Origin of the sequence: Dactylosporangium sp. NPDC048998 (assembly GCF_043197855.1) — a bacterium.
Lineage (GTDB): Bacteria > Actinomycetota > Actinomycetes > Mycobacteriales > Micromonosporaceae > Dactylosporangium.
In genome coordinates, this window is sequence record NZ_JBICTV010000057.1 from 1 (window position 1) to 21,336 (window position 21,336).

Here is a 21,336-nt window from a genome sequence, read left to right on the forward strand (position 1 = left end):
CTGAGGTCGATCTTCGTCCCGGTCTCGGCGTGCAGGAGGTCGGTCGACGATCGCCAGCCTGGGCGCTGCGGCCAGCCCTGCGTCAGCCGATGCAGATCGCGGAGTGTGCCGGCCACGCGACGCCAGTCGGCCTGCGTTTCGGGCGGTCCACCATCGAGGTAGGTCATCACCACCAGACCGTCGGCGAACAGCCGGCCGTCCGTAGTCGGGATCGGCACCGGTACGGTCAGACCTTCACGGTCGAGGTATTGCAGGAGCGCGGTCTCCCACGCGAGATCAGCATCGCTCCTGGCACCGAGACGACCGACCGCGAGGTGCCCGTTGATGCGCACGCTCCACACGTCGTTGGCGACTCCGCCAGCGAGCGGTTCGATGCGAGCGGCGTCTTCACCCCACTGCCCGAGTGCGTCCCACCCCATTCGCCACACCTCACGGGTTATCCCAACACCACTGTTCTGGCATGATCGCATGTCGGCTCTCGGCATCCCGTGACGCTGGGTAGCGATGGACCAGCGGCGTGAGCGTGTGCCGGATTCAAGGTAGTTGCGCGTTGCTGCACCGGTCAGCGGCGTGATCGCACGCGATAAACCCGGCGACGTCGGCGATCATCCCCGGGATACTGGTCGCCCATGGATGAGGTCAAAGTCGTTGTCGCCCATTCCGAGCGCGCGACCCTGCGCGTCGGCGACGTGTTCCTGAAGGTGGACGCCGACCAGGCGCGCATCGACTTCGAGGTCGAGGCGATGTCCCTCGCGCCGGTGCCGACCCCGGAGGTCCTGTGGCGCAAGCCGCCCGTGCTCGCGATCGCCGCACTCCCGGGGACGACGCTTGGGCGCCTCGGCGGGCCGTCGACCGGGTCGCCGGCGGCGTGGGCCGCGGCGGGCGCCGCCATCCGGAAGTTGCACGACGCGCCGCTGCCGCCCCGGCCCGGCCTGGCCGGCCGGAGCATCGTCGCGCTGTCGGCGGAACTCGACGACGAGTGCGAGTTGCTTGTGACGAACGGCATCCTGCCCGCCGACCTCGTCACCCGCAACCGCCAGGTCGCCGAGGCCGCGCTCCGGCCGTGGACTCCGGCGTTCACGCACGGCGACCTCCAGATCGCGCACGTCTTCGTCGACGGCGACGAGGTCACGGGCATCATCGACTGGTCCGAGGCTGGCCAGGGTGATGCCCTGTACGACCTCGCCACCTTCACGCTCGGACACGAGGAGCACCTCGACGACGTCATCGCCGGCTATGGCACCGACATCGACCTCGACGTGATCCACGCGTGGTGGTCGTTGCGAAGCCTGCTGGGGGTTCGCTGGCTGATCGAGCACGGCTTCGACCCGTCCGCGCCGGGCTGCGAGGTCGACGTGCTGAGATCCCGGATGTGAGGCTGCGCGGGCCCGACTGCTACGAAGATCGTCGACCGGATCACCTTCGGCGGCAACATCATCGAAACCGGCACCGACTCCTACCGTCTCGTCCTGACCTCGCTGCCAGACTCAGGGCCAGCGACCAGCCGTCGTGCTGACGGGTGGCGAGCCACAGGTCGGCCAGGCCGATGACGACTGCCCAGATGCCGACCAGGATGGCCGGCGCCACCGCGGTGACGCCGGGCCCGGCGATGGCCATGATGCCGATCACCAGGCCGACGAACCCGGCCGTACCGCGGGCGGCGGCGAGCTCTTCCGCTCCGGTCGTCCCTCGGGGCTGGCTGGTCAGGCGGACAAGTCGATGTTCCATACAAGTCGATCGGTGATCAACGTGCGGGCCTGGCCGCGTGTTATGGCGCGGACGGGTGTTGTCGCCAGTAGTCAGCTTTCGTGGTGTTGCCCTGGTGCGTGTAGAGCTCGACGAGGCGGTGTGCCGCGTCAGGGTCGCCGAGCTCGGCGGCGGCGGTCAGCCATTGTTCGGCCTCGTCGAGGTCCGACTGCCACTGCCGGGCCTGCGCCCGTCGGGCGTAGAGCATGCCGAGGTTGTACATCGCCTTCGGCTCGCCGTCCGCCGCGGCTCGGCGGTACCAGTGGACGGCCTCGTCGGGTTCTCCCGTCGTGTCGTACAGCAGGCCAAGGTTCAGCCCCGCCGCGCTGTCGCCGAGCGTCGCGGCACGCCGATACCAGGCCTTCGCCTCGGCGTACCGGCCCTGCTCCTGGTAGAGGTAACCGAGGTTATACATGGCCAGCGATTCGCCGTGGGCTGCAGCATCGTGCAGCCAGCGCAAGGCTTCGTCCTGTTCGCCGGTCCCTTGCAGCAGGGCACCAAGATTGGCCATCGCACCCCGGTTGCCAGCCTCGGCTGCCTGCTGGTACGCCGCACGGGCGCCGGACAGGTCGCCGCGCTCGCGGAGCAGGTTACCCAGCCAGATGCTCGCGTCCCGGTCACCGGCCGCCGCGGCGGCGCGGTACCAGCCGATGGCCGCGTCGTCGTCACCGCGATCCCGGCTCATCGCGCCGAGCCGCGATGCGGCCGCGGCGTCCTTCTGCTGCGCCAGCGGTGCCAGCAGCTGCGCTGCTCCCGCCGGGTCACCGCGCTCCCAGAGCAGCTCCGCCAGATTGTGGACAGCCACCGCGTTACCACGGTTGGCCGCTGCTCGCAGCCGCTCCTCGGCGGTGGCCAGGTCCCCGGCCTCATACCGTAGAGCGCCCAGACCAGCGACCGCGCGGACATCGCCGGCCCGCGCGCCCTGCTCGAACAGTGCCTCGGCGCCGGCCCGGTCACCCCGCTCCAACAGCAGCGAGCCGCCTTCGAACGCGGCCCGAGCGTTGCCGAGCGCCGCGGCTTTTTGATGCCACGACACGGCCTCGTCGAGCTGCCCGCGGGTCTGCAGGATGCTCGCGTAGTAGGTCATCCCCCACGCATCGCCACGCGCGATCGCGGCCCGGAACGTCTGGATCGCCGTCTCCTCCTGGCCCGCGTCGCGCAACGCCACCCCCAGCCGCAGCAGCAGCTCGACATCGTCGGCGGCGATAATGGGTTCGCACCACACCAGCGCTTCCGCGATGTCGCCCTCGGTCAGACACAGGCGTACCAGGCCCAGCATCGCATCGGCGTCACCGGCGTGCGCGGCCGCGCCCCACACCTCCCGCGCGGCGGCGCGATCGCCGGTCATCTCGTGGCATGCCCCGAGGTTGTACGCGGCATCGGGTACCCCGGCATCGGCCGCCCGCCGCAACCACGGCAGCGCCTGCGCCACCTCGCCCGTCTGGACCAACCGCGCTCCGTGCAACGCCATCGCCTGTGGATCGCCGGCCCGCGCCCGCGCCTCGATGAGTGGCCACGACCACTCGGCGATCCGTCCGTCCGGACCGATCTCGATCTGCGATTCAGGTCCCGCCACCTCGTCGACCTCCCCAGGACCTCGCCAGCTCGCGCCCCGGCGGCAGCACAGGGGCGAGTCCGCTGCATCACCGCCAGCGGTACGTTACCGCCCAGGGGTGGCGGACAACTCGTCGATGCGCTCGTTGAAGGGCTGGGGCGGGCCTTGAGGAGCTGCGTCAGCGGGATGAAGGGCTCTGCTTGGGAGCGATGCCGGCGGAGCCTGTGGCCGTGGAGCCCGCAGGGGACACCTCCGTGAGCCGTTCACCGCGATGCGCCGCAGATCTGCACCGGTGCGTGGCATCCTTCCCGACGCCACCAAGCCTATGCTCTGTCCATGGGCGCGGAGCTTCGATGGTTCAGGGTGAGCGCCGAGGTGGTCGTCGAGGTCGCCGACGAAGAGGCCCTGAAGCGGGCCGCGCTGGACCAGGTCGATGTCGCGGAGTTCGGTGTGGGGCCGGGCCAGAGTCTCGAGCAGGCCCGTGCCGAGGTTCGCCGCGACGTCCATGGCGATGTTGCCGTGGCTGTCGCGTGGCTGGCCGACGCCGACGCCGTGATCGGCGACCACGCCGGGACTCGGGTCGTCAGCTCGTCGAGCATGGTGCGCGAGGTCAACGAAGATGGCGTTGCCGGCGACGTCCCGGACTTCGCTGGCCTTTTCCCGCTCTGCGGTTGCGCCGAGGACAAGTGCGACGTGTGCGCCGGGTTCCAGCTGACGCCGAGGACCGCGTTGGCATTGTGGACGCTCGCGGACATTCTCGGCGACCGAGCCTACGACGACGTGTGTGAGCACGGCGACGAGCCGATCACCACCACCAACGCTTGGATGATCTTCTCTGAGTACCCGCGGCTCACCTGGGGTCAGGACGCGGTGTGGCGTCGGCAGGCCGCCCGCGCCTTCGACGACCTGGCCGGAGACCTCGCGGCCGGCCGGTGGCCGCGGCCGACATGCCCCGGCGAGGAGATGGCATTGCACCTCATGCTGCGCTACGCCGAGGCGGCGGTCGCCGACGACTGGGGCCCGTCGCCGCAACAGCTGGCCGCGCTACCAGGGCACGCCGAGGACTACGACTGGGACCTCGCGTCAGAGGTGATGCTGCAGGACGACGACATCCTCGACCTGTTCGATGCCCGGATGGACGGCATCGAAGACCCGGACAGCGACTACAACCGGTCCATGGGCATGGGCGACTACCGTCCCTCGGCATGGTTCCGCCCGTTCCGCAACACCGCACCACGCGACGGGCGACGAGGCTTCCGCCGGTAAGCGGATGCCACACCGGCCGCCGCGAGGACGATGATGCCCGGGTTCGCGGCCGGCTTGAATGGCACTTCAACACTGTGCAAGCGGTGGCACGCGCGGCTCGTGGAGCTCATCGGGGCGGCGCCGCCAGCCGCCTGATCCGCACCGCTGGGAGCTCGGCGTCGACGTCGTCCAAGGAGATGTCGCCTGCGGGCAGGTGCCGCGCGTTGGCGCGGGCGGCCGCCGCGGCGACGCGCAGCGTTCCGCGCCGCCCGTCGCGGCCGCGGCCTCGTGCGCGTTCACCTTGACCAAGGCCGGGCTGCGGCGTACCGCCTCGACCAGTGCCGGGCCGTCGGCGTCGACGATGACGTCCACGTCCCAGGCCGCTGCGAGGTCCACGATCCGGGCCAGCGTGTCGGGCGGCAGACCGGCTGGCCCCCGCCCGGACAGAGCGAGCAGGTCACTGGGATCGAGCGTCGCGATCTCGTCGCCGAGCGCGTCGCGGAGGACGGGCCAGACGGCCGGTGGTACCGGCCGGACGGGCTCGCACACCTCGGTTAGCGCGCCGGCGTCGTCGAGCAGGCACAGGCACTGTCTGGTCTCGACGCCGCTGTCTACGAACCGTACGTCGAGGTCGTCCGCGAGCGCGCGGACGGATGGATACGTTCGGCGCAGTGTCGGGCGGCGGCCGGGCGTTGCGGCCGGTCTCGCCGCCGACCAAGGACACCGACCGGACCCTCACGCCGAGCCGTGGCGGCCACGGCGGCGCGCCGGCACATTGACAGCCAGGAACCTGGCATCCGGACGACCAACCCGCTCCGCTGTCGCCATGGAAATCTCAGGGCACCCGCGAACAATCCTCGCGAATCTTAGGCCGTCGATGTTACGGTACTTACCGTGCGGTCTGAAAACAAACCCAACGGTAAGTCGGAGCGGACCTTCGTCGACCTGGCGCGGCGTGCACAGCTGGTGGAGTGCGCGATCGACGCGATCGCGGAGCTGGGGCTGCCCAAGGCGTCGCTGGCGGAGGTCGCCAAGCGGGCCGGGGTCACGAAGACGACGATCTTCTATCACTTCGACAACCGGGAGGAACTGATCCACGAGGTGTTCGCATCCACCCTGCGTCAGGCTGCCGAATTCATGGCCGCGCGAACCGGGAACGCGGACAGTCGGACCGCGGAGTTACGGGCCTACATCGAGACGAACGTCGAATACATCGGCACTCACCGCAAGCACGTTCGGGTGCTGACCGCGATCGCGATGAACTTCACCGACGAGGACGGCCGGACCCGGCTCAGACACGACGCATCGGTGTACGGCACCAGTCTGGCGCCGTTGGAGGACATCCTGGAGCGCGGTCAACGCGCGGGCGAGTTTCGTGACTTCACCACCCGCACCATGGCCATGACCATCCGGGCCGCCATCGACGCGATTGGACCACAGGTCAGCGTCATCCCCGACCTCGACCTCGACGCGTACGCCAAAGACCTGGTCTCCCTGTTCCGCCACGCCACCGAAAAGCGGGCCACTGAAAAGCATGCCGTGGAAAAGCACGCCACCGGAAAGGAAGTCCGCTCGTGACACGCGACCGCCGGTTCGGGGCCATGCTCGCATTGGCGCTGGATGTCGTCGTTCCATTGGCCATCTTCTACCTCGCCCGCGCGGCCGGAGTGAACCATTGGCTCGCGCTGCTGCTGGCCACGATCGCACCCGCCGTCGGGATCGGCTGGACCTGGGCACGGGCCCGGCGCTTGGACCCGACCGCGATGTTCATCATCGCCACGATGGCGTTGTCGTTGCTGGTCGCACTGGCCACCGGCGACGCCCGCGCACTGCTGGCCCGGGAGAGCTGGCTGACCGGAGCCGTCGGGCTGTGGATCCTCGGTTCGCTCGCCACCGGGCGACCGTTCCTGCTGGACGTGGCCGGCAAGGTCAGCCCGACCGACATGGCCGCCCGGTTCGACCGGCTATGGACCGACAACCCGGTGTTCCACCGCTGGGTGATGCTGGCCAGCGTCGCGTGGGGTACCGCATTCCTACTCGACGCGATCATCCGCATCGTGTTCGCCTACACACTGGCCATCGACACCGTCCCCGCAGCCGGCACCGTTTCACTCATCGTCCTGATCGTGCTCGCCCAAGGCATCGCGATGGTCCACGGCAGGCGCAGTGGCGCCCTCACCCTGGTACGCGACCATGGCTGATCCACGCACCATCCTCGCAACTCGCGGTGCGAACGGCATCGGCGCCGCGATGGTCCGCCGGTCCGCCGCCGGCTACCGGGTCGCCATCGCCGAGACCGTAGCCACATTCGGCGGCTTGGACGGCCGCACGGCCGCCGTCCCATCGCTCGCCCCCTCCCTCCGGTGACGGCACGGTTCGACCGAACAGCGGAGGCAGCGGCCGAAGCACGCGGTGACTGGGCCACGGCGATCGCCCTGGTCAGCGGTTCGCCGTGGACGAACATAGCCCTGGGCGCAGGCTTTCCGGACCGCTCGGATAGATGCCGGCGGACGCCGGATATCGTGGGAGATCATGAGTGATCTCGTTGAGGCATCCGAAAAACTCAACGCCGGCGACCTGAGCGGCGCGATCCGCACGTTGCTGACCGCCGCGGCCGACGCGCCGACCGCGGAACTGGCGGCGATCCTCGCGCGCGCCGGGCGCCTGGCCGGCTTCGACGACCTGGCCGAGGCGGCCGATGCGGTGGTTTCCGATCCCCGCGACGCCGTATTCCTGTACCAACTGGGCTGGACCTGCATCGAGCGCGGCATCTCCCAAATCGCCATCCCCCTGCTGGAGGCATCCCTCGATGCGGCACCGGGCCACCGCCGGATCGTGACCGAGCTGGCCGCCGCCTACGAGGACGCCTATCGCTACGGCGACGCCGTCGCCGTCCTCGAGGCGAACGACGCCGGCCTGGAGGACTGGCCGGACCGCTACCTGCTCGCCTTCTACAGCGTCATGTCCGGCGACCTGGACCGGGCCCGCCAGGCCGCCGCGCGCCTCGCCCCGGCACCCCAGGACTGGGTTCACGCACGCGGGCGCCTGTCCGGCATGCTCGAGCGCGCCGCGACCGTACCGGGCCCGCTCGACCAGCAGGCGCTGCGCCCCTGGCACTACGTCCTCAATGGCGGCGTCCTGCTGCACCTCTCCCCGTACGGCTTCGACGAGCCGATGCGCGGCCGCTACGCGTATCTGCACGACAGCCTGGCCGCTCTGCGCCGCACGATCGACCGCCTCCGCGTCGTGCTCGAGGCCGCCGGCCCGTCCGCGTCGAGCGTGAGCCTGCTGCCCGACCGGGGCAGCTCGATCTTCGGCCTGGCGCTGGCCTCCGCCCTGGGCCTACCCGCCCAGCCGTACGCCCCCGGCCGCCGCGACACGATCATCGCCGCCTACGACCTCTCCAACCCCGCCACGCCCCTGCCGACGCTGGCCGAGCGCGCGCCGGGCGCGCTGCTCGTAGAACACGCGACGTCGTGGACGGACCCGGGCCTGGTTGCGCCGGACGCGACCGGGCTGCTGTACCAGTCGCTGGTGCCCGCGTGGGGCGAGCACATGCGCTTCCCGCCCGGCGGCGAGCCGGAGCAGGTCCCGGCGGACGACCGCCCCGCCGAGGCGCTGGCCGCCGCCGTCCTGGAGACCGCGCCCGACGAGGACGAGGTGGCCCCGGGCGACACCCCGGCGGACCTCGCGACCTTCGCCGCCGGGCTCGCGGCGGGGTGGCCCCTCATCGGCCGCCGCGACCGCCTGTGGTCCCCCGGCCCGGTGCCGAGCGCCCGCTTCCTCTGAGCCTGTTCAGTGCTCCTACCGGAGACGGCCGGCGGCGGTCGAGGTGGAACTCGTCGATAGGTGCAGTCCCGAGATCGTCGAGGCGTTCTGCCGGGACGAGCCGCGGTTGTCCAGCCGACCCAGCCGTCTGAAGCCGAACGTGCTGGCCGACATGGTCGTATCGCCGGCGTACCACCTGCTGGTCGCCCGAAACGACGGGGACCTCTGCGCCACTCTCACGCTCGCGGCGTACCGGGCGCCCGGCGGCGTCAAAGCCCGTATCGACGACGTCGTGGCTGAACAGACCGAAGACGGTCAGGCGGCCGCCGTCGCGCTGGTCCAAGAGGCCGTACGGCGCGCGGCGGTAGCCGGCGCCTCTGTCATCCGGCTACCTGCAGTGCCAGACCACCGGCAAGGTGCCGCTGCCCGCGGCCGACGCTTCGCCAGCAACGTGCAGACCGTCCTGGGTGATCACCTTGGGCACGTCGGGAAAGCTACCGCGGTCGCGCAAGCTTGGCAGCGTCAGCGTGGCCTGTTGACTGAGTAGTAGGGTCGCGTGGCTGTGCCTGTCGCGGGCGAGGATCCAACCGTCCGCGCTGATCTTCAGGCCTGCGGTGCGGAACCTCGGGAAGGCCTGCACCTCGCCGGTGCGCAGATTCCACCGTACCGGCACGCCATCGTCGCCGGCCGTGCCGGCTACCCAGTCGCCGGCGATCGCCACGGGGTACGCGCTCAACGCCGTGGTGCCGTTGACGACCGGCAAGGGCAGCTCCCGCAGCGTTCCGTCGGCCAGCCAGACGTACGGGCGGTTGAGCCCGGTCTGTGGCGGGTGCAGCGTGCCGAGAATCGTCTCCCCGTCGGCGGTGATGGCGGTGGCCACTCCTTCCCATGCCCCTTCCGGCAGCGGGAGTGTGGACGGCGCGTCAGTGGTTGAACGCCACAACACCGGGCGCCGGTCGTCCGTGCCGACGACGACGCCACCGTCGCTGATCGCCCGTGCTTCGGTGGACCCCGTGCCCGGTAGCAGCGTGGCTGTGCGATCCCCATATACCCACGCGTGCATGTCGATCGGACCGGATGCCGACTGGATGTCGGTGGTACCGACCACGACACCGTCGGCATTGACGTCGGTGGGTACCTGACGTTCACCCGGCAGCTCGGCCTGGTGGAGCTCACCGTTGTCCCAGATCAGCAGATCAAGGCGGGAGGTGCTACTCGCGTGCGTCGTCCGGCCGACGATATAACGTCCGGTCGGATCCATTGCCGTCACGAGGCTCGGCGCGCTGCCAGACGGTAGCGCAAGCCGCTCGACCCCGCACGTCATAGGCGCTTTGCCGGCCCCGACCGCGACGCCGATCACCACCATCGGGACGCTCGCGGCCACCGCGATCCAGACGCGTGTGGTGCGTCGCCGGGCCGCCCTGCGTCCCATCCGTGCGATGTCGGCCGCGGATTCCGCAAGCGGCTCGGCGATCGAACTAGATTGCGGTTCGCATGCGCCGGCGAGGCGTTCATCCAGTCGGTCGTTCACGGCGTCAACATAACCTGATGTCGCTGTTCGTTGTGGGGTTGACGGCGCAGCATGCCGGGCGCTGCCGATGCGCGGTCATCGGCATGTCCGCGTGCCGAACCGCCGGGTGTGGCCGGTAACGCCCGGCGTATGCGAAGCCGGGGTCAGCATCGACCGATTTTCCGCGATGGCGTGTCGTACAACGACCTGTCCGGGGAGGCGTCATGCGGAACGAGCCGCAGCCGAAATGACCGCTGAAGCCGTACAGGAGCGGCGTTCAATGTCCGCTCGTGCTGCAGCGAGTGGATCGAGGTCGTGGTCGTCGCACCAGCGGAGGAAGACGCGCAGGTCCGGCTCGCTGTGCAGCCGACTCTGACCGCGATAGCGACCGAGGTAGGCAGACACCGCCGCGCGCAACACGAGCTCACCCAGGGGCGCAACGTCGGCGCCGGCGACAGGAATGGCGGCCATGTATCACGGTGTGTCACCAGCGACGATGAGCGCCAGTACGCCCGCAGCGGCAGATGTGCGCGCCTGATCTTGTAGCACGGTGCCTGCGTAGGTGACCATGGCACTCATGGGCCGAATGGGCGGGGCCGGTGCCACGCCGGGCGACGCATGAGGATGCGTCGCATCAGGCTGTTCTTGTCGCGTCGCCGGTCCGCCGGAGCCAAGCAGGACCGTCGGTGGGCGGCGCTCGCGTGGACGCTTGCGGACGTTGGCTTCTGGCGTGACCTGCCGGCCGCTGCGGCGGACGACCAGCGGCGCGAGGTGGCGGCCGGAGGCTATCCCTTCAGCTGCGCCGTCCTTGACGATGTGGACTTTCATGCCGACGGCGAGGACCTTGCGGAGGGTGGCGTCGAGGACCTGCTCCGCGAGATGGCTCCGGCGCTGCGGCAATTCGGTGTCACACTTCGGGTCCGCACGGTGTCCGGTAACGACGACGAGGGGGACTACGTCGTGGACATCAACGGCCGCCGTTGCCCGGTCCTGGGTGCCGACGATTGGCGTTACAACTCGCCGTGGTTCGAGGCGACCGTTCGGCCCCTCGCCGTCGTGAACGACCTGCTCGCCGCGGCGGGCACGCCGGTTCGTGTCTTTACGCTCTACACGGGCGAGAACGGGGGTCGGGTACTGCTGCTCGACCCGGCGGTCGTGGACGCCGTACGACGCAGCGGCCTGGTCGACGACCACAACACGCCTGAACTTCCGCTACCCGACCACGACCGTTGAACGAAACGTCGCCCTCAGCGGCCGGCGTCAGGCGACCTGGTACGTGCCCCGGATGACGCCCCGGGCCAGGGTGTGGAAGGCGAGGTTGAAACTGACGAACGCCGGGGACGCCGAGGGCTGCACGTCGAGCGTCTCGACGTCCAGCGCGTGCACGATGAACACGTACCGGTGCGGCCCGTCGCCGGCCGGCGGGGCGGAACCGTCGTAGGAGTTGTCGCCAAAGTCATTGCGGGTGTGGAACGCGCCCTCCGGTAGCCCGGCCGGCGCGCCGGCGCCACTGGGCAGGTCATGGGTGATGGCCGGCAGACCGACCAGCACCCAGGCGATCACCGTGGCGTATCAGGCGCGCAGCAGAGACGGGGACGGCCATGGCGAGAGGCTTGGGCCGAGCGAGGGGGTCGGCGTCGTCGAATAGGCTTCGACGTCCCAGGAGGTGATGGTGTCGGCGCGGTCGAGCGCCACGGTGAAGGGGCCGAGGTCAATGCGACCGACGGCCAGTTCGTCGGCCGGGAAGAACATCATCAGGAACCGCCACTGACCGTCGCAGGTCCAGCCGTCCGTGAAGCTCATGCTGATGGCGGTCATTTGCATCTTGAGCACGCCCGAGCCGGTGCAACGCCCGCGGAGATGAATCGCCCAACCTTCGCGGATCGAGACCTCGACGAACGGCTCGCTGTACTCCGTCGAATGCCACGCGCCGACCAGCCGGTCGTAGGACTCCACCTCCCCGCCGATGGTCTCCAGCACGAACGGCGCCTGCGCGGGATCTGGGCTGGCCGAGCGGGTGCAGGCGGCCAGCCCGATGACCGCGAGCACCACCGACACCAACAAGACGGCCGTCTTCTTCACAGAACCAGGCTAGGAGTACCGACCGCGATCCGCTGCCCCACCGACGTCCAGCACTGCGCCAACGTGCCACGACCCCGCCGCATTCATGCAACCCACTGACCCACCCCACCAACCGGCCGCACCACACCTCCCGAGCCGGCTCGCACCATCGAGATCAGCTGCGCACACCTCGGCACGAGCGCGCGCCGGCCCGTGGGGCAGGGTCGGCCGGAGCGGCGTACGGAGCGTGATGATCGATGGCGAGCCGCAGCGCACAGTCGGCGGCATGAGAGTGAGTTGATCTTGACGCAAGGATGTGCATCCTCGCAGACAACCAGGTATTGCTGGTCAGGACGTTGGTGACGGCGCATAGTGGCGGGCAAGGTCGGTGGCGAGAGCGCGGAGGTGAGCCCTGGCTTCGGTGGGGCCGTGCACCGTGATGGCGCTCCCGAACGGCAGCAATGCTCGTACGTCCTCAAGATGCATGAAGCGAATGGTCACCTTGTGGCCGGTGGCGGATTCTTCATGGTTGTCCCGGACGAGTCGTAGGCCGAAAATCCGTTGCGCTCGCTCGATCTGGGTCTGGTCGATGGTGGCGCTGACCTCTATCGCGTGGCTGTGTGCCCATTGGTCGATGAGCGCTGCTGCGACGGTGGCCAAGGTCTGGTTCTGGCGGATCCGTCGTGGCTGGTCGAGTTCTTTCCACGCCGTGATCCGTTCGAGTCGGTACATCCGTGGCACTCGGGCACAGTCGGCGACGAGATACCAGATGCCGGCCTTGGCGAGCAGCCCGTAGGGATCCACGACCACGTCACGTGGGCATGACTCGCGTGGACTGTCGTACACGATCCGTAGCCGGCGACCTCGTCGCACCGATCCGATCAGCGAAGCCGGAGTCGTGCCGGAAGCTCGCGACTGGAGCCAGGGACGGCTGTCCACGTGCACGACATCGGTGAGCGGCAGGAGCTCATGAACTCGACGTGACTGTGTAGCGGCGATCTTGGCGAGCGCGCGCCGGCTCTCGACCGATGCGTCGAGCTCCGTGCGCTGCTTCTCATCAAGCCCGATGAGCGAGAGATGATCACGCTCGTCAGGCGTGAGCCGCGTGAGGTCGAGCCCGGACCCGGGCAGCATGGCCACGCCGCCGAGGCGGCCCCGGTGCGCGGTCACCGGCAGACCGGCGTCGCGGAGCCAGTTCAGGTCCCGGGTGATGGTTCGGAGGGAAACCCCGAGCGCCGAGGCAAGTTCCTGTGTGGTCGCGCCATCCCTCGATTCGAGAAGCAGCATCAGGGCGAAGAAACGGTCCGGGGTCACCCACCAAGTTTCTCAAGAAATTGCGACATGATGCGGCGCATATTCCGGCCAGGCTGGTGGATGCGTACCTACGACCAGCGAGAAGGAACAACCATGACCACATCCGTCGTGTCCATCGTCTACGTGAACGACGCGCCCGCCGCAGCTCGTTTCTACGGCGGCCTCCTCGGCATCAGCCCCTCGTTCGAGACTCCGGGATACATCACCTTCGACCTCGGGCCAGGCGCTGACCTCGCTCTGTGGTCCGGCCAGTTCGAGAATCTGTCGCCGGACGTCCCGCGTACCAGTGAGGTTTGCCTGGCCATCGAAGGTGGACGACCCGACGAGATCAACGCGATCTTCAAGCAGTGGCAGTCCAAGGGCGTCACGATCCTGCACGAGCTGCACGATGCGGGGTTCGGCCTGACCTTCCTCGCAGCCGACCCTGACGGGAACCGTATCCGGGTCGCACCGAAAGACTAAAAGTGCACAATGCGGCAGGCGCGCACGTCAGGTGTCGCGCCTGCCGTTGTCTACCTTCGAGAGGACGACGAGTGCCCCACGTCGACGGTGCACTTCTCGGAGGTGTACACCTGCGGGCTACCGCGATCTTCTCGGAGGTCATCTTGCTGGGCCAGCCACCTCGGCGCGTAACTGACATCCGGTGAGTGACATCCGCGCTGCCAGTCAGGCGAGAAGTCTCAGCTCAACCTGCTCCAGTAACACTCGTAGGGGAACAGCAGCGAACGCGCTCACATCGGCATGTGCGGAAGGTGGGCGACCCCGCCGGCCGTCACGGTCTGTAGCGCCCGGATCGCCGCATGAGCGGACGGGCTCACGGGCACCGGTCTGGGGTCGAAGAGGGGTGGGATCTTCGGCTACACGACGGTGGCGTTCAGCAGCGCCGAGGGTGTCCGCCAGCTGACGATCTCGGCCGGTCGGTGTGGCCGTGTTCCTCGGCGCGGCGCTGGATCGCATTTTCCAGCTCGGGTTCGGCGCTGGCCCAGCTGGCCCGTCTCGTGCTGCACACCCGGCGGCCTCGACCGGCCCGCTCGCGGTGTCCGACGACGAACCCGCCACAGTGGCGACGGCCGTCGTCGGACACCGGCCGCTCAGAATGTGATCGAAGTCCGGGCCAGCACGTAGGCGGGCAGGCCGGCGGCGAACCCATCCTGATCCAGGCCGCGCCAGACAACCACAACGCCACCGGCGGCGAACGCCCGCCCCGGGCCGCTGCTCTCCGGGGCGAGCGCCGCCTCCACGCCACGCTTCCCGCTGATCGTGACCTGCCGCTCGGCGGACTTCTTGCCACCGAGGCCCGGCGCGGCCAGCAGCGCCGTCAGCGCCTGCTGCGCATCGTCGCCGTCATACGTGTACACCCGGATGAAGCCCAGCACGCCGGCCGGTTTGGCGTCGATCTCGCACCGCAGGGTCACCCCACCGGTAGTCATGCCCGCACCGGAGGCGTCCTTCGGGTTCCACTTCGCCGCCGTCGACAGCGTCGCCGGGATCGCGCACGCGGTGCCGGGCCCGATTTTGCCGCCGGCCGCCGCGGGTGCGGGGTCGGAGAACGCGGGGTCGGCCGCGGCAGCGCCGGTCGGCGCCGCCGACGGCGGGGCGGATGCGGCGACCGATGGCGCGGTCGAGGCGGCGGACGTCGTCGTGTCGTCGGCAGGGTCGCCGCCGCAGGCGCTGAGCAGGATTGCGGAGGCCACAAACGTGGCGAGGGCGGTGATTCGCACGGCGGAGATTCTGACACAGCACGATTGCGATCCGTTCTCCGTGCTGGAAGTAAGCTGAGTCCGCGCTGGTCAGGCGAACCGCCATCGGGTCGCGCCGTACGGCTCGGCCGTCGCCACGCCGACCACCTGCGTCGGCGTGGCCGCAACAGCCACTACGGCGGCGGTGAACCCGGCGGTCCGCGCCCCGTTCACCAGACACGGCAAACCCGAACGGCGTCCCGACCTGCTGGAGGTAGCCGCGCCATTGGGCCCCGTACCGAGGGTCGCGCTGCGGGTGCCGCCGGTCCCGGGGGGACCCGCAACCTGGAGAGCCCGGTGCCACCGTCGAACGCGAGGGCAGGAAACCACTTCGCCCTGTGGACCGTCATTGCTGAACAATTTGCAGCCGGGTCCGGCGCCACGGTTTGCCGTGCTGCCGGTAGCGGGCGCAAAGTCACTCCACTGGAGTACGGCGGTGATCGCAGCTCCCACTCCGCGCGAGAATCCTGTCCGGTCCCAGAAATCATGTCTGTTGATCAAGCGATGAGCTGGGCTGTGACAACTGCATGGAGACGAACAGGACGGTCGAAGATCGGGGCTTCCGTGTCAACGTGACACGACGCCGCTCGATGTCCCAAGGATCATGTCACCGGTCGGCGCCCTGAGCTGGGCACCGCCAGATTCGGCGAGACGCATGGGTATGGATTCTCGGCGAGGTTGGCAGATCCGGTGTGTCGGCAGGACTGCGACCGACGTGTTCCGTGGCCGCCGCGGGCATAGCTACCATCTGACGTCACAATGAGTGACTGGGCCCGCCGTTCCGACGGATTCAGGTTCGGTGGCAAACGCCCGCAGCGCGGCAGATCCGGATGCCGGAAGCTGTCATACGGAATCCGTAACGCTGGTCTCAGCTCCGGAACTGTTGAGCCCAGGTTCAATCCTCGTCTCGGCACCCGATCCGGATGCCATCGCCAGCATAAAGAGCCAGAAACATGAGGACTCCCGCCGCCGCGGCCGGAAAAACGGACGGCTCCGAAGTGAGCAGCCAGTTGCTCGAGTGACCGCGCGCGTCGGCCCAGGTGCCGTCCTTACTGACGCAGACCCGCAGAGGCGCTCCCTCGGTGAGGTCCCGACCGTACCCGTAAAGGCCAACTTGGGTCCCGCTGTCCAGCTCGACCGTGAGGTGCTCCCTGCTCACATGTGTCACCGTGGCGACTGTGCAGCTGCCGGTATGCATGACATCCATGCGCAGCTGGCCGCAGAGCCCGACGAGGCCGTAGGCCCCTGCCGCCACCAGCACGCCCGCGAGCATCAGCGCGCCGCGAGCCCGGGTCGGACGGAACGGTATGAACTTCGACGCATTCCAGCGCTGCGCGTGCTTAACCATATTATTCCTACGGCAAATTCGGGTGCGGCGGCGAAGCGACACCGGCGGCTTGAGCAACATGATCGTCTCACCCTTGCCTCGCCGCTGGTCCCCGGATCGGGCCCCTGCCCCCCGCTCATGAACGCCAGCACGCCCGATGCGGCATGAGCGGAAGCCAAGATCACTTCGGCGGCAGTTGTGAGAGGTCGGTGATCCAGCGAGCGGCCCGCTCGTCGCGCACGTTGACGCCAGCTACAGCCAACGCTCCGGCCACCTCGGCCGACGCCCGCGCCGCTCGTTCGGGGCGGGCTTGTTCGAGGAAAGCGGTGTCCGTGACGAGGCCGGGATGGTCGTGGGCGATATGCCACAGGTTCGCCGCTAGCTCCGTCTGGTTGGAGCCCGTCGGCGTGGACAACACGAAGCCGCACTGGCAAGATCACGGCCGATGACTGGCCAGGAGCGTCGGGATCGCTACGAACAGCTGGAGTTGTTTGCACAGCAGGTGTGCGCCGCCGGGGCAAGGTGGATGTCCGCCTCGCGCGTTGACCCGGCTGAAGCCGCGCTGCAGAGCGCCATCGCCGACCTCGCAGCGCTCCTGAACAGCGGCGGCGATCCCGACGAAACCGAGCACACCTCCGTGGAGGTGACCCTGGATCTCCTGTATGACGCCGCCGCGACCCTGCACGACGACCGCTGGCGGGCTGCGCTACTCGCCCACCTGATGCCGCATCTCACCGATGCCCAGCGGCGCGATGTCGTATCGCAGGTACAGCAGATGTCCGACAACGCGCGAAGCCGGCTGATCCCAGCGCTGGCAGCCCGACACCTCGACACCGAACACGTCGACGCGTTGTACGCCTCCGTCCTCGCGATAGAGACACGGGACGAACTCATCACTGCGGTCGCGGCACTGCTGCCACACCTCGCCCCGCAGCAGCGAGCCGTCGCTGTGCCCAAGGCGCTGCAGAAACTGTTGGAGGACCCGACTTCCATCCTGCAACTGTTCTCCGCCCTGGTGCGGAATCTGACCACGGAAGAACGAGCGACGGCCCTGGGGCTGCTCACCCTGGCACCCTCGGAGCGGACGACGGCGATGACGTGGGTCGCCGCATACCTCGCACCAGATCAGCGCAACGACGCACTGGATTGCGTCCTGTCATCTCGCGACGGCAACGCCGTGGCGGTCAACTTCGCAACGCTGGCGCCGCACCTTGACGCGGACCAGCTTGACAGGGCTTTGGCGGCTGTCGCCGGGCTGCGCAACGCCGGCCACCGGGCCCGCGCCCTGACCGGCCTGATACCGTACCTGCCCGCGGCACGTCGCGCCGTAGCCGTCGCAGACGCCGTCACCGCTGTCCTGGCCGCCGGTGTCAAGGACTCGATCAGCAACATCGCCCTGCCCGACCTCCTGCCCCATCTGACATCCGAGCACATCCAGATGGTCCTCGACGTGGTGCCGGCACGGCAGGGCCACGTACACCGTGACTGGCACCTCGAAGTTCTGGCCCCGCACCTGAACCCTGCACAACTGCAGCAGGCACTCGACCTCGCCGCTTCTGCAACCGACCCGGCTGGACGCTATTTCTCACTGGCGATGATCATCCCGCACCTCGAACCAGACGATCACGAGGCCGCGGTCGAACTGGCCCTCTCCGCGCTGCGGTCGCACCACCGATGGGCTAACCTCGACCCTCGCCTGGCCGCCGTGATGACCCCCCAGCAGCGCGACACGACGCTCGGCATCGCTGCACGCCGGACCGATTTCGCGGACATCGTGACCGGGCTGGCCGCCCACCTCGACCCCGTCCAGCTCGACCGCGCACTTGCCGCCGGCCTCGCCGCCACCGACGAGAAACAGCGCACCACCATCCTCGTCGCCCTGGCACCCCATCTCGACCACAACCGCCTCGACACTGCGTTGTCGGCTTTAGAGGCCATATCGGAGCCGGACGCGCGTGCCGACGCGTTGCGCCTCGTCGCCGCCCAGCTGCCAGCCGACACCCGGCCCGCCGCCGTAGGCGCCGCCCTGCGGGCCGCCATCGAGATAGCCGATCCCGACGACCGAGCACTCGCACTCACCGAACTGGCCGATCTCGTCACACCCGGGGACCGCCCTACCGTGCTGGCCCGCGCCTACACGGCTGCGATGGCTGTCGAGGAAGAGTTCTACCGCCTGCTGCGGCTGGCTGGTCTGATTCCGGCCTGCCTGACGGCAGCGCCCACAGCCCCGACTATGCCAACGCGGACAAATTAGCGCCGCCCAACTCCACCATCAGCATCGCTGAACGACAGGGACTGGGTGCCTGGCCCCGCCGCTCAATCGCTCGATAGTGGTGACTGCGACGACCGGTGAGTCGCCGTGAAGCGAGGTTGACAGGGCGCCGGACCTACCCGCCCAGAGGGTCCTCAAGCCCACCTCAGCGAAGATCACGTGCGCGCTCATCGGCATGTCAGCGAGTCGGGATCCGACTCGCCATTACGTTCCGTAGCGACCGGATTGGGCATGAGCCATGGGGCGCAGCCCCGTCGATGTCCCGCTGGCACCACTCGGACGTTGGCCCTGCACTCGGGCGCTGGCCGATCCGATGTGATCGACCAAGACCATTGGTCTGCCGTGGGGCCGGTTTCGCGTCAGCGCGGGCGCCCTCGTTGCCCCACGCGACCCAGCATTCCATGCGGATTCGGGGGTCCGTGCAGTCAGCGGGTCAGCTCGGTGCAGAGCTGGGAGATGTACCGATCGACCTCGTCCTTGCGGTAGCCACGGAGTGCGGTCGGCAGGTCGGTGCCGCGCAGGGCGGCGATCGCGGCGGCACGGCGATGCGGGGCGTCGCCGAGCAACGCCTGCTTGGCCATCACCGCGACCTGGTCGGGGGCGGGGTGGCGCAGCCGCGGTCCGGCGGTGCCGATCGTGATGATGCCGAAGGCGATCAAAGTCGGCGGCAGTACGTCCACGCGGTAGTTGCTGACCAATCCCGTATCGGTGACCGCACGGTCATGGTCGGCCGGATCGACGTAGACGGTGATGACGGTGCCGCGGCGGCGACGCGGCGATCGGCTGTCCCTCGCCGTTAGCGGACGCCGAACCGCGGGGGATGCAACCGCAAGGCAACACGTTCGAACAACGATGTTGGCGCGTCTCGGCGCTATTGACAACTATCTTTTCAGTAAGCGAACATGCTGAGAGCGCTCTCACGTCCGCCAGGTGAGGGTTGAACAGGCATGTCCCACTTCCCCGCCCACGCTTGAAAAGGGGCACAATCGCTGTGGAAAGTCAACACAAACGCACATCGCTGCGAGGTTGGGCGCGGACTGCGCTGCTGGCCGCGGCCGGGGGTGTCGTGGTCGTCTCCGCCTCCATCGCGGTGCTGCCCGACGCGGGGGCCTCGGTGCCTCCCACGCCGGCCGGGTGGACGCAGGTGTTCGCCGACGACTTCAACGGGGCCTCGGGCACCGGGGTCAACACCGGGAACTGGCTCTACGACCTCGGGCACGGGTACCCCGGCGGCGCCGGCAACTGGGGCACCGGCGAGATCGAGAACATGACGAACAGCACCGCGAACGTGTACCAGGACGGCGCCGGCAACCTCGCCATCAAGCCGATCCGCGACGGCGCCGGCAACTGGACCAGCGGTCGCATCGAGACGCAGCGCACCGACTTCGCCGCCCCGGCGGGTGGCAAGCTGCGCCTGGAGGCACGGCTGCAGCAGCCGAACGTCAACACCGGAAACGGTGCCGGCTACTGGCCGGCGTTCTGGGCCCTGGGCGCGGCGGCGCGCGGCACCGGCGCGTCGGGCTGGCCGGGCATCGGCGAGATCGACGTGATGGAGGACATCAACGGCCGCAGCTCCGAGTTCGCCACCCTGCACTGCGGGGTCTCGCCGGGCGGCCCGTGCAACGAGACGACGGGTATCGGCAGCGGCGAGCGCGCCTGCGGCGGCTGCCAAACCGGCTTCCACACCTACGCCGTGGAGCAGGACCGCAGCACCTCGCCGGAGCAGATCCGCTGGTACCTCGACGGCAACAACTTCTTCACCGTCAACGCCAACCAGGTCGACGCGACCACCTGGAACAACGCCACGCACCACGGGTTCTTCATCATCCTCAACGTGGCCATCGGCGGCGGGTTCCCGGACGCGTTCGGCGGCGGCCCCAACGGCTCCACCGTCTCCGGCCAGCCGATGCTGGTGGACTACGTCGCGGCGTACACGTCGGGCGGGGGTACCTCGAGCATCCCGCCGACCGCGGGCACGATCGCCGGGCCGGGTGGTAAGTGCGTCGATGTCGCGGGTGACGATACGGGCGGCAACGGTACGGCGGTGCAGCTGTGGGACTGCCAGTCGTACGCGGTGGATCAGCACTGGACGCACAACGCCGACAACTCCTTGAGCACGTTGGGGCGGTGTCTGGACATCAACGGCAACGGGACCGCGAACGGCACCCAGGTGCAGCTGTGGGACTGCAATGGTGTTGGCGGTCAGAAGTGGGTGCAGCAGGCCGACGGCTCGTTGCGTAATCCGCAGTCCGGTCGGTGTCTGGATTCGCCGAGTGGTGCGACGGGTAACGGCACTCGGCTGCAGATTTGGGACTGTAACGGTTCTGCGGCGCAGAAGTTCTCCGTCAACGGTGGCGGCACGGTCATCGGTCCCGGTGGCAAGTGCGTTGATGTCGCCGGCGATGACAATGGTGGTAACGGTACGGCGGTGCAGTTGTGGGATTGCCAGTCCTACGCTGTGGACCAGCATTGGTACCACAACGCCAACGGTTCGCTGCGCACGCTGGGTCGGTGCCTGGACATCGTCGGCAACGGCACTGCGCAGGGCACTCAGGTCCAGCTGTGGGACTGTAACGGGGTCGGTGGTCAGAACTGGGTGCAGCAGGCCGACGGTTCGCTGCGTAATCCGCAGTCCGGTCGGTGTCTGGATTCGCCGGGCGGTGCGACGGGTAACGGCACTCGGCTACAGATCTGGGACTGCAACGGCACCCCGGCACAGAAATTCGCACTGAGCTGACGAATCCTGCAACGGCACTGCACGTCCGCGGTCATCGCTCTGCCTGCCGCGGACCCGAACCC

General features: G+C 68.9%; 23 protein-coding genes and 1 pseudogene. 10 read left to right on the forward strand and 14 right to left on the reverse strand.

Features of this window, described 5'->3' with window-relative positions:
- Window positions 1–419, reverse strand: a 419-nt coding sequence (locus ACGFI8_RS45730; RefSeq protein ID WP_392814824.1) for a phosphotransferase enzyme family protein, incomplete at its 3' end; no start/stop codon positions are given.
- A 210-nt stretch (window positions 420–629) separates the two neighbouring features.
- Between ACGFI8_RS45730 and ACGFI8_RS45735 the strand changes: the two genes are divergently transcribed.
- A complete protein-coding gene (locus ACGFI8_RS45735) occupies window positions 630–1,376 on the forward strand; it encodes a phosphotransferase family protein (protein WP_392814827.1) in 747 nt (248 codons plus the stop codon).
- A 58-nt stretch (window positions 1,377–1,434) separates the two neighbouring features.
- On the opposite strand, the gene ACGFI8_RS45740 is transcribed toward ACGFI8_RS45735, so the two are convergent.
- The gene (locus ACGFI8_RS45740; protein ID WP_392814830.1) at window positions 1,435–1,728 is read right to left on the reverse strand and encodes a DUF308 domain-containing protein; all 294 of its coding nucleotides are present in this window, start codon (window positions 1,726–1,728) and stop codon (window positions 1,435–1,437) included.
- A gap of 40 nt (window positions 1,729–1,768) precedes the next feature.
- Window positions 1,769–3,178: a tetratricopeptide repeat protein gene (locus tag ACGFI8_RS45745; protein WP_392814833.1), complete on the reverse strand. Its 1,410-nt coding sequence runs from the start codon at window positions 3,176–3,178 to the stop codon at window positions 1,769–1,771.
- A 459-nt stretch (window positions 3,179–3,637) separates the two neighbouring features.
- On the opposite strand from ACGFI8_RS45745, the gene ACGFI8_RS45750 reads away from it, so the two are divergent.
- On the forward strand, window positions 3,638–4,567 hold the full coding sequence (locus ACGFI8_RS45750) for a hypothetical protein (protein ID WP_392814836.1): 930 nt from the start codon (window positions 3,638–3,640) through the stop codon (window positions 4,565–4,567).
- 66 nt (window positions 4,568–4,633) lie between these two features.
- Here the strand turns inward: ACGFI8_RS45750 and ACGFI8_RS45755 are convergent, their stop codons facing one another.
- A complete protein-coding gene (locus ACGFI8_RS45755; RefSeq protein ID WP_392814838.1) occupies window positions 4,634–5,095 on the reverse strand; it encodes a hypothetical protein in 462 nt (153 codons plus the stop codon).
- Between the two features lie 345 nt (window positions 5,096–5,440).
- On the opposite strand from ACGFI8_RS45755, the gene ACGFI8_RS45760 reads away from it, so the two are divergent.
- The 4 genes from ACGFI8_RS45760 to ACGFI8_RS45775 all read left to right on the forward strand — a co-directional run bounded on the left by ACGFI8_RS45760 (window position 5,441) and on the right by ACGFI8_RS45775 (window position 8,335).
- A complete protein-coding gene (locus ACGFI8_RS45760; RefSeq protein WP_392814841.1) occupies window positions 5,441–6,124 on the forward strand; it encodes a TetR/AcrR family transcriptional regulator in 684 nt (227 codons plus the stop codon).
- A complete protein-coding gene (locus tag ACGFI8_RS45765; protein ID WP_392814844.1) occupies window positions 6,121–6,747 on the forward strand; it encodes a VC0807 family protein in 627 nt (208 codons plus the stop codon). Before ACGFI8_RS45760 ends, ACGFI8_RS45765 begins: the two co-directional genes overlap by 4 nt.
- Entirely contained in the window at window positions 6,740–6,913 is a 174-nt protein-coding gene (locus tag ACGFI8_RS45770) for a hypothetical protein (protein ID WP_392814845.1), read from the forward strand. Before ACGFI8_RS45765 ends, ACGFI8_RS45770 begins: the two co-directional genes overlap by 8 nt.
- Window positions 6,914–7,078: 165 nt before the next feature.
- Window positions 7,079–8,335: a tetratricopeptide repeat protein gene (locus ACGFI8_RS45775; protein ID WP_392814848.1), complete on the forward strand. Its 1,257-nt coding sequence runs from the start codon at window positions 7,079–7,081 to the stop codon at window positions 8,333–8,335.
- 367 nt (window positions 8,336–8,702) lie between these two features.
- Here the strand turns inward: ACGFI8_RS45775 and ACGFI8_RS45780 are convergent, their stop codons facing one another.
- The gene (locus ACGFI8_RS45780) at window positions 8,703–9,845 is read right to left on the reverse strand and encodes a hypothetical protein (protein ID WP_392814850.1); all 1,143 of its coding nucleotides are present in this window, start codon (window positions 9,843–9,845) and stop codon (window positions 8,703–8,705) included.
- A 453-nt stretch (window positions 9,846–10,298) separates the two neighbouring features.
- Window positions 10,299–10,652 (reverse strand): hypothetical protein, encoded by a 354-nt coding sequence (locus ACGFI8_RS45785; protein WP_392814852.1) that lies wholly within the window; start codon window positions 10,650–10,652, stop codon window positions 10,299–10,301.
- Between ACGFI8_RS45785 and ACGFI8_RS45790 the strand changes: the two genes are divergently transcribed.
- Window positions 10,641–11,057: a hypothetical protein gene (locus ACGFI8_RS45790; protein ID WP_392814854.1), complete on the forward strand. Its 417-nt coding sequence runs from the start codon at window positions 10,641–10,643 to the stop codon at window positions 11,055–11,057. The genes ACGFI8_RS45785 and ACGFI8_RS45790 overlap by 12 nt on opposite strands.
- Before the next feature lie 27 nt (window positions 11,058–11,084).
- Here ACGFI8_RS45790 and ACGFI8_RS45795 read toward each other — a convergent pair.
- The 3 genes and pseudogenes from ACGFI8_RS45795 to ACGFI8_RS45805 all read right to left on the reverse strand — a co-directional run.
- Window positions 11,085–11,378: pseudogene (locus ACGFI8_RS45795) on the reverse strand (YbhB/YbcL family Raf kinase inhibitor-like protein); the annotation flags it as partial.
- A gap of 18 nt (window positions 11,379–11,396) precedes the next feature.
- A complete protein-coding gene (locus ACGFI8_RS45800) occupies window positions 11,397–11,906 on the reverse strand; it encodes a hypothetical protein (RefSeq protein WP_392814856.1) in 510 nt (169 codons plus the stop codon).
- A gap of 327 nt (window positions 11,907–12,233) precedes the next feature.
- Complete coding sequence (locus ACGFI8_RS45805) at window positions 12,234–13,199, reverse strand: helix-turn-helix transcriptional regulator (RefSeq protein ID WP_392814858.1); 966 nt, start codon at window positions 13,197–13,199, stop codon at window positions 12,234–12,236.
- Between the two features lie 108 nt (window positions 13,200–13,307).
- Here ACGFI8_RS45805 and ACGFI8_RS45810 point away from each other — a divergent pair, with 108 nt between their 5' ends.
- Entirely contained in the window at window positions 13,308–13,661 is a 354-nt protein-coding gene (locus tag ACGFI8_RS45810; protein ID WP_392814861.1) for a VOC family protein, read from the forward strand.
- 629 nt (window positions 13,662–14,290) lie between these two features.
- On the opposite strand, the gene ACGFI8_RS45815 is transcribed toward ACGFI8_RS45810, so the two are convergent.
- The 4 genes from ACGFI8_RS45815 to ACGFI8_RS45830 form a co-directional block, all read right to left on the reverse strand.
- Complete coding sequence (locus tag ACGFI8_RS45815; protein ID WP_392814864.1) at window positions 14,291–14,920, reverse strand: lipoprotein; 630 nt, start codon at window positions 14,918–14,920, stop codon at window positions 14,291–14,293.
- 69 nt (window positions 14,921–14,989) lie between these two features.
- Window positions 14,990–15,112: a hypothetical protein gene (locus tag ACGFI8_RS45820; protein ID WP_392814867.1), complete on the reverse strand. Its 123-nt coding sequence runs from the start codon at window positions 15,110–15,112 to the stop codon at window positions 14,990–14,992.
- A gap of 721 nt (window positions 15,113–15,833) precedes the next feature.
- Window positions 15,834–16,346: a hypothetical protein gene (locus ACGFI8_RS45825; protein WP_392814870.1), complete on the reverse strand. Its 513-nt coding sequence runs from the start codon at window positions 16,344–16,346 to the stop codon at window positions 15,834–15,836.
- 100 nt (window positions 16,347–16,446) lie between these two features.
- A complete protein-coding gene (locus ACGFI8_RS45830) occupies window positions 16,447–16,683 on the reverse strand; it encodes a hypothetical protein (RefSeq protein ID WP_392814872.1) in 237 nt (78 codons plus the stop codon).
- A 27-nt stretch (window positions 16,684–16,710) separates the two neighbouring features.
- Here ACGFI8_RS45830 and ACGFI8_RS45835 point away from each other — a divergent pair, with 27 nt between their 5' ends.
- The gene (locus ACGFI8_RS45835; RefSeq protein ID WP_392814875.1) at window positions 16,711–18,519 is read left to right on the forward strand and encodes a hypothetical protein; all 1,809 of its coding nucleotides are present in this window, start codon (window positions 16,711–16,713) and stop codon (window positions 18,517–18,519) included.
- 443 nt (window positions 18,520–18,962) lie between these two features.
- Here the strand turns inward: ACGFI8_RS45835 and ACGFI8_RS45840 are convergent, their stop codons facing one another.
- Window positions 18,963–19,217 carry a hypothetical protein gene (locus ACGFI8_RS45840; protein ID WP_392814877.1) on the reverse strand — a complete coding sequence of 85 codons (255 nt, stop codon included), beginning with the start codon at window positions 19,215–19,217 and terminating at the stop codon, window positions 18,963–18,965.
- 311 nt (window positions 19,218–19,528) lie between these two features.
- Here ACGFI8_RS45840 and ACGFI8_RS45845 point away from each other — a divergent pair, with 311 nt between their 5' ends.
- Window positions 19,529–21,274 carry a ricin-type beta-trefoil lectin domain protein gene (locus tag ACGFI8_RS45845; RefSeq protein ID WP_392814880.1) on the forward strand — a complete coding sequence of 582 codons (1,746 nt, stop codon included), beginning with the start codon at window positions 19,529–19,531 and terminating at the stop codon, window positions 21,272–21,274.
- Window positions 21,275–21,336: the final 62 nt, after the last annotated feature.

Bases quoted from the DNA above. Each gene is read 5' to 3' on its own strand.
- ACGFI8_RS45785 (WP_392814852.1), bottom strand. From the start codon at position 10,652: ATGAAAGTCCACATCGTCAAGGACGGCGCAGCTGAAGGGATAGCCTCC.
- ACGFI8_RS45770 (WP_392814845.1), top strand. From the start codon at position 6,740: ATGGCTGATCCACGCACCATCCTCGCAACTCGCGGTGCGAACGGCATC.
- ACGFI8_RS45825 (WP_392814870.1), bottom strand. From the start codon at position 16,346: ATGTTGCTCAAGCCGCCGGTGTCGCTTCGCCGCCGCACCCGAATTTGC.
- ACGFI8_RS45750 (WP_392814836.1), top strand. From the start codon at position 3,638: ATGGGCGCGGAGCTTCGATGGTTCAGGGTGAGCGCCGAGGTGGTCGTC.
- ACGFI8_RS45740 (WP_392814830.1), bottom strand. From the start codon at position 1,728: ATGGAACATCGACTTGTCCGCCTGACCAGCCAGCCCCGAGGGACGACC.
- ACGFI8_RS45775 (WP_392814848.1), top strand. From the start codon at position 7,079: ATGAGTGATCTCGTTGAGGCATCCGAAAAACTCAACGCCGGCGACCTG.
- ACGFI8_RS45835 (WP_392814875.1), top strand. From the start codon at position 16,711: ATGACTGGCCAGGAGCGTCGGGATCGCTACGAACAGCTGGAGTTGTTT.
- ACGFI8_RS45735 (WP_392814827.1), top strand. From the start codon at position 630: ATGGATGAGGTCAAAGTCGTTGTCGCCCATTCCGAGCGCGCGACCCTG.